Genomic DNA, 6,803 nt, shown 5'->3' with positions numbered 1-6,803 from the left:
GACCGGCCGAACGGGGACCGGCCGCAGCGGGACGGGTCGCGCCGCGACGACCACCGGCGCCACGCGCGCCCGGCGCAGGGGCACGACAGGCACCAGCGCGCGTCGCACCGGCACCACGACCGGTGCCACCACGACGGGTCGAACGACCGCCGGATGACGATGAGGCACACGGGCCGGGTGGGCGGCGGCAGGACTCGCGGCCACCGCCGCGAGCGCGAACATCACGAAGAGCATTGGAATACGCATTCGGAACACCTCCTGCGCGCCGAATCCATCAAGAGCCGTGCCGCCTCCTGCACCGGAGGTGTCAGGGCGCCGCCACAGACGCCACGGCGCGGTCACAGATGTTTCACGGATGCGGGCCCTGTCGTTCCCCCACGAGGACGACGGCGTGGACACCGTGTCATCTCGAGAGCACACCGCCGGGACGAGCGCGCACGTATACTCGCGCCGCACGGCAGGTACCGGGAGTCGGGGGTCGGGAGTCGGGAGTCGGGCACCGGGCACCGGGCACCGGGCACCGTGCACCGGGAGCGAGGGTTGCGCACCGGGCACCGGGCACCGGGCAGCGCGGCGCAACGCGGAGGGCATGGCGATGAATCGACGAGCATTTCTCACGGCGCTGGCTGCTGCGCCTCTGCTTGGTGCCGCGCGGCCGCGCCCGGCGGTGGCGGCACTGCCGAAGGCGAAGATCACCCGCGTCCGCATCTACCGTCCGCCCGACCTGAACCCGCTCTTCAACCAGAGCAACATGGTCGTGACCGTCGAGACCGACATCGGCATCACCGGCATCGGTGAGGGCGGTGCGAAGGACACGCTCGAGCAATGTGCGGGGACGCTCATCGGCAAGAACCCCTTCCACGTCGAGGCCATCTGGCAGGAGGCCTACATCGCGTGGTTCTACCCGCCGGGCCGCGAGAAGACGCATGCGCTCGGCGCGCTCGATCTCGCGTTGTGGGACATCAAGGGCAAGGCGCTCGGGTTGCCCATCCACGAACTGCTGGGTGGCACGGCGCGCGACTACTGCGAGTGCTACGCCACGGGCGGGGCGCGACCTGCGGGCACGGCCACAGCCCCCCTCAGCCTGAAGGAGCGGGCGCGGGCGACGATGGAGGCCGGGTATCGGGCCTTCAGGATGGGCGCCGGCGACGTGCCGATCGGGGGCGTCTTCGACACCCGCACGGCCGTGCGGCGCATCGAGCAGGACTGCCGGGACGTGCGCGACGGGGTCGGCCCAGACGGTAACTGGTGCATCGACCTGCACCAGCGGTTCGACCTGAACGACGCCGTCCGGGTCTGCAAGGTCATGGAGCCGTTCGACCCGTTCTTCGTCGAGGACCCCGTGCGCGACGAGCACGCCCTGATGGACCTGCCCAGACTGCGGCAGATGACCACCGTGCCGCTGACCCACGGCGAGGAGTGGGGGCTGCGGTGGGACTTCAACCGCCTGGTCGAACAGCACGACATCGACTTCATCCGATCGACGCTGCCCAACGTCGGCGGCATCACGGAGCTGATGAAGGTGGCCGCCATCTGCGAGACCCACGCCGTCGGCATCGTGCCGCACTTCACGGGCCCCATCGCGACCGCCGCGCTGGTCAACTGCCTCTCGACGTACTCCGGACCGGTGATGCTCGAATACAACTACGGTGGGCGTCCCATAGACTACCTGCCGGAGTGCCTCGACTTCCGCAATGGCAAGGCCTACACGAACGACCGCCCCGGTCTCGGCGTCACCGCGGACATGTCGCGCCTGACGCAGATTGGCGAGGTCACCGAGCCCGGTCGCCGCAACGTGTTCCGCCGGCCTGACGGATCCCTCACGCACTGGTAGAGTCCTCGCCATGACGCCTGCACGCCACGCTGCCATCACCGGCTGGGGAGAGGCGGTTCCCCCCGCCATCCTCACCAACGAGGACCTGTCGACCTTCCTCGACACCTCCGACGAGTGGATCACCAAGCGCACCGGCATGAAGGAGCGCCGGGTGTCGCACCTCTCGGCCATCGAGCTGGCGACGATCGCCTCGTCTCGCGCGCTGGCGTGCGCCGGCCTCGACGCCAGCGACGTCGAACTCATCGTCTATGGCGGCTGCACCAACGAGGAGGCGGTGCCCAACAGCGCGTCCGGCGTGCAGGTGGCGCTCGGGGCGACGCGCGCCGCCGCGATGGACGTCAACACGGCCTGCACCAGCTTCCTCTACGGGCTGTCGACGGCCACCGCGATGATCCAGTCCGGCGTCGTCCGCACCGCCGTCGTCATCGGCGTCGAGGTGATCAGCCCCTACATCGACTGGACCAACCGCAACATCGCGGTGCTCTTCGGCGATGGCGCCGCCGCCGTCGTCCTGCAGGCGACCGACAGCGCGGAGGGCGTGATCGGGACCGTGCTCGGCTGCGATGCGGAGGCGCGACAGAGCCTGCGCGTGCGCGGACTGGGCTGCGGGTACGCCAACCGGGAGGTGTCGCTGGGCGACGCCATCTGGGACTTCGACGGACCGGTGATCTTCAAGCGCGCCGTGCAGGGGATGAGCGGCGCCTGTGCCCGCGTGCTCGCCGAGGCCGGCGTGTCGGCCGACCAGGTCGATCTGGTCGTACCCCACCAGGCCAACCTGCGCATCATCGAGGCCGTCGCCCAGTACGCCGGCATCGGGATGGACCGCGTGATGGTGACCGTCCACCGCTACGGCAACATGAGCGCGGCGACGGTGCCGGTCAGCCTCGTCGACGCCCTGCGCGAGGGCCGTGTCGCGCCAGGCAGCCTGCTGCTGATGCCAGGCTTCGGAGGCGGGCTGACCTTCGGCGCCCTGCTCGTCCGCTGGGGCCAACGCGTGACGCCGCTCGGCGAGTCGACCATGACGATGCCGCCGTGCGACAGGTCGGCACTCGAGCTGGTCAACGAGGTGCGGGCGCGGCAGGATCCGCACGGGCGTTCGCTGAAGGGCCTGATGTCGCCGGTGTTCGCCGAATCGCGCCGCCCGGCCTGACGACACGGCGGCACGGCTTGCGCGTCCCTGCGAGCGGTGCCACCGTGATCGGATGGCCAGACGCGCACGATCGCCCGTGTCGACACCCGGTGACCGCGTCAGGGTGCGCGGCGCGCGCGAGCACAACCTGAAGAACGTCGACGTGGACATCCCGCGCGACGCCCTGGTGGTCTTCACGGGCGTCTCGGGGTCGGGGAAGTCCTCGCTCGCCTTCGGCACGCTCTACGCGGAGGCGCAGCGTCGCTACCTCGAGTCGGTCTCGCCCTACGCCCGCCGGCTCTTCCACCAACTCAGCGTTCCCGACGTCGACGCCATCGAGGGCCTGCCGCCCGCCGTCGCGCTCCAGCAGCAGCGCGGCGCCCCCACGACCCGATCGTCGGTCGGCAGCGTGACGACGCTGTCGAACCTGGTGCGGATGCTGTATTCGCGAGCGGGCGACTATCCGGCACGGCAGCCGATGCTGCATGCCGATCACTTCTCGCCCAACACGCCGCACGGCGCGTGCCCGAGCTGCCACGGACTGGGGCGGGTGTACGACGCGACCGAGGCGTCGATGGTGCCCGACGATCGGCTCACCATCCGCGAGCGGGCGATCGCGGCCTGGCCCCCCGCGTGGCACGGGCAGAACCTGCGCGACATCGCGGTCACGCTCGGCTACGACGTCGACACGCCGTGGCGCGACCTGCCACGCACGGACCGCGACTGGCTGCTGTTCACGGAGGAGCAGCCGACCGTCCCCGTCTACGCCGGCTTCGAGCCGCCCGAGGTCCGGCGCGCGCTCAAACGCAAGGACACGCCCAGCTACATGGGCACGTTCACGGGCGCACGCAAGTACGTCCTGCAGACGTTTGCCACCACCGAGAGCGCGACGATGAAGCGGCGCGTGGCGCGGTACCTGGTGAGCGCCGACTGCACGGCGTGCCAGGGCAAGCGCCTGCGGCCAGACGCGCTGTCGGTGACCTTCGCCGGCCTCGACATCGCCGAGATGTCGCGCCTGCCGCTGGCCGACCTCGCCGCCCGGCTCCGGCCGGCCGCGGACGGGCGGAGTGTGCGTGGCACAGCGACGGCGGCGCATCCCGAGCGGGCCCTCGTGGCGCAGCGCATCGGCGAGGACCTGCTGGGTCGCGTCGCGGTGCTGCTCGACCTCGGACTCGGTTACCTGTCGCTCGATCGCGGCACGCCGACACTCTCGCCCGGCGAGCTGCAGCGACTGCGGCTGGCCACGCAGGTGCGGTCGAACCTGTTCGGCGTCGTGTACGTGCTCGACGAGCCGTCCGCCGGTCTGCATCCGGCCGACACCGAAGCGCTGCTGCGGGCCCTCGATGGCCTCAAGGCCTCCGGCAACTCGCTGTTCGTCATCGAGCATGACCTCGACGTCATCGACCACGCGGACTGGATCGTGGACGTCGGGCCCGGTGCAGGGACGCAGGGTGGGCAGGTGCTCTACAGCGGTCCTCCCGAGGGCCTGCAGCAGGTCGACGCCTCGTCGACCCGCCAGTATCTGGCCCATGGGCGTCGTCAGCCTGCGCGGGCGGTGCGCCCGCCCCAGCGATGGCTCCGTCTGGCCGGCGTCACTCGCAACAACCTCCGGCAGATCGACGTCGCCCTCCCGCTCGGGGTGATGACCACCGTGACGGGCGTCTCGGGGTCGGGCAAGTCGAGCCTCGTCGGTCAGGCGCTCGTCGACCTGGTCACGGCACACCTCGGGCACGAGGCGCCCGAGCCCACGCCTGACGAGAGCGCCGATCTCGATCGCACGGCGCCCACGCCGACCCACGGGCGCATCACCGAGGGCATCGAGACCATCAGCCGGCTCGTGCAGGTCGATCAGAAGCCGATCGGTCGCACGCCGCGCTCCAATCTCGCCACCTACACCGGCCTCTTCGACCACGTGCGCAAGCTCTTCGCCGCCACGAAGGCGGCGCGGTCACGGCGCTATGATGCCGGTCGCTTCTCGTTCAACGTCGCCAAGGGCCGCTGTGCGCACTGCGCCGGCGAAGGCTTCGTGATGGTCGAGCTGCTGTTCCTCGCGAGCGTCTACACGCCGTGTCCCACCTGCCACGGGGCGCGCTACAACGCGCAGACGCTCGAAGTCCGGTATCGCGACCTCGACATCGCCCAGGTGCTCGACCTCACGGTGGATCGCGCCTGGGAGTTCTTCGAGGGCGAAGACGCCGTCCGGCGCTCGCTCGGCGTCCTGCGTCAGGTGGGCGTCGGCTACCTGCGGCTCGGCCAGCCCGCGACCGAGCTGTCGGGTGGCGAGGCGCAGCGCATCAAGCTGGCGACGGAGCTGCAGCGGAGCAGCCGGGGCGAGACGCTGTACGTGCTCGACGAGCCGACGACGGGGCTCCACCCGGCCGACGTCGAGAAGCTGCTGACACAGCTCGATGGGCTGGTGGACGCCGGCAACACCGTGATCGTCGTCGAGCACGACATGCGCGTGGTGGGGCACAGCGACTGGGTCATCGACATCGGGCCCGGGGCGGGCGCCGAGGGTGGCCAGATCGTGGCGCAGGGCACGCCGTCCGCCGTGGCCAGGGCCGCGGGCAGTCGCACGGCGCCGTACCTGCGGCGCGCACTGCGGGGTGCGTGACCGGGTGGTTGAGGCGTGACGGGGTGGTTGGGTAGGGCCGGCTCTCCGAGCCGGCCGTGTCGATCTCCGCGATGCCCTCCGACCGTCGGACAAGTCCGACGGCTACAACCGCGTGCTTCGTCGTCCTAGCGCTGGATGCGGGCCGATCCGCCCTTGGCGAACGCCTTGACGTCGTCCACCGTGGCCATCGTGGTGTCGCCCGGGAACGTGGTGATGAGCGCGCCATGCGCCCAGCCGAGGCGCACGCTCTGCTCCGGCGACTCTCCCGTGAGCAACCCGTAGATGAGTCCTGACGCGAAGCCGTCGCCGCCACCGACGCGATCGAGCACGTCGAGCTGGGTCGTCGGCGCGACGACCTGCTCGCCATTGAACCAGGCGACCGCCGACCACGTGTGCCGGTTGGTCGAGTGGACGTCGCGCAGCGTGGTGGCGACCACCTTGATGTCGGGATACTGCTGGACGACCCGGGTGATGGTGTCGAAGAAGGCCGAGGTGTCGAGCGCCGCGCCCTTGCCCGCCTCCGGGCCAGCCACGCCGAGGGCCTTCTGCAGGTCCTCTTCGTTACCGACGAGCACGTCGACGTTCTCGACGATGCGCGCGAAGATGGACTGGGCCTTGTCGAGCGCGCCCTGCGCCTTCCAGAGCTTCTCGCGGTAGTTCAGATCGAAGGACGTGATGGTGCCGGCCTTGCGAGCCGCCTTCATCGCTTCGATGATCACTTCCGCCGTGGTCTCGGACAGCGAGGCGAACAGCCCGCCGCTGTGGAACCAGCGCACGCCGATGCCGAAGATGGCCTCCCAGTCGAAGTCGCCCGGCTTGAGCAGGGCCGCCGCTTCGTTGGCGCGGTTGTAGAACACCACCGGCGGGCGGATGCCCATGCCCTGGTCGCTGTAGACCGTGGCCATGTTGGGGCCGCGCGCGCCGTCATGCTCGAAGGTCTTGTAGAACGGACGCACGCCCATCGCCCGCACGCGCTCGGCGATCAGGTCGCCCACCGGGTACCTGACCATCGCGGAGGCGATGCCGGTCCGCAGGCCGAAGCAGTCCGACAGATTGGCCGCGACGTTGAACTCGCCGCCGCTGACGTGGACGTCGAGCGAATGGGCCTTGCGGAACGGCACCCGCCCCGAGTCGAGCCGGTGGATGATGGCGCCGAGCGACAGGAGATCGAGCTCGCCTTGGGCGGGGACGTTCAGGTTGCTGCTCATGTCTGCGATGACTCTCCG

The 6,803-nt window shown here is 70.5% G+C and carries 5 protein-coding genes; 3 read left to right on the top strand and 2 right to left on the bottom strand.

The genetic code is table 11. From position 1 onward, the window contains the following. On the bottom strand, positions 1-246 hold a 246-nt coding region (locus Q0C41_RS06740), incomplete at its 3' end, for a hypothetical protein (RefSeq protein WP_291982132.1). Positions 247-595: 349 nt separating this feature from the next. Between Q0C41_RS06740 and Q0C41_RS06735 the strand changes: the two genes are divergently transcribed. The 3 genes from Q0C41_RS06735 (at position 596) to Q0C41_RS06725 (ending at position 5,577) form a co-directional block, all read left to right on the top strand. Next, the gene (locus tag Q0C41_RS06735; protein ID WP_291982130.1) at positions 596-1,834 is read left to right on the top strand and encodes a mandelate racemase/muconate lactonizing enzyme family protein; all 1,239 of its coding nucleotides are present in this window, start codon (positions 596-598) and stop codon (positions 1,832-1,834) included. 10 nt (positions 1,835-1,844) lie between these two features. Beyond that, positions 1,845-2,984, top strand: a complete 1,140-nt coding sequence (locus Q0C41_RS06730) for a ketoacyl-ACP synthase III (RefSeq protein ID WP_291982128.1) — start codon at positions 1,845-1,847, stop codon at positions 2,982-2,984. 76 nt (positions 2,985-3,060) lie between these two features. Then, positions 3,061-5,577: an excinuclease ABC subunit UvrA gene (locus Q0C41_RS06725; protein ID WP_291982126.1), complete on the top strand. Its 2,517-nt coding sequence runs from the start codon at positions 3,061-3,063 to the stop codon at positions 5,575-5,577. 125 nt (positions 5,578-5,702) lie between these two features. Here the strand turns inward: Q0C41_RS06725 and Q0C41_RS06720 are convergent, their stop codons facing one another. Continuing rightward, complete coding sequence (locus Q0C41_RS06720) at positions 5,703-6,785, bottom strand: sugar kinase (protein ID WP_291982124.1); 1,083 nt, start codon at positions 6,783-6,785, stop codon at positions 5,703-5,705. Between the last annotated feature and the right edge of the window lie 18 nt (positions 6,786-6,803).

Source organism: Luteitalea sp. (assembly GCF_022842525.1).
In the GTDB taxonomy this organism is placed as follows: Bacteria; Acidobacteriota; Vicinamibacteria; order Vicinamibacterales; family Vicinamibacteraceae; genus Luteitalea.
This window is presented reverse-complemented; position numbering and strand designations above follow the sequence as displayed.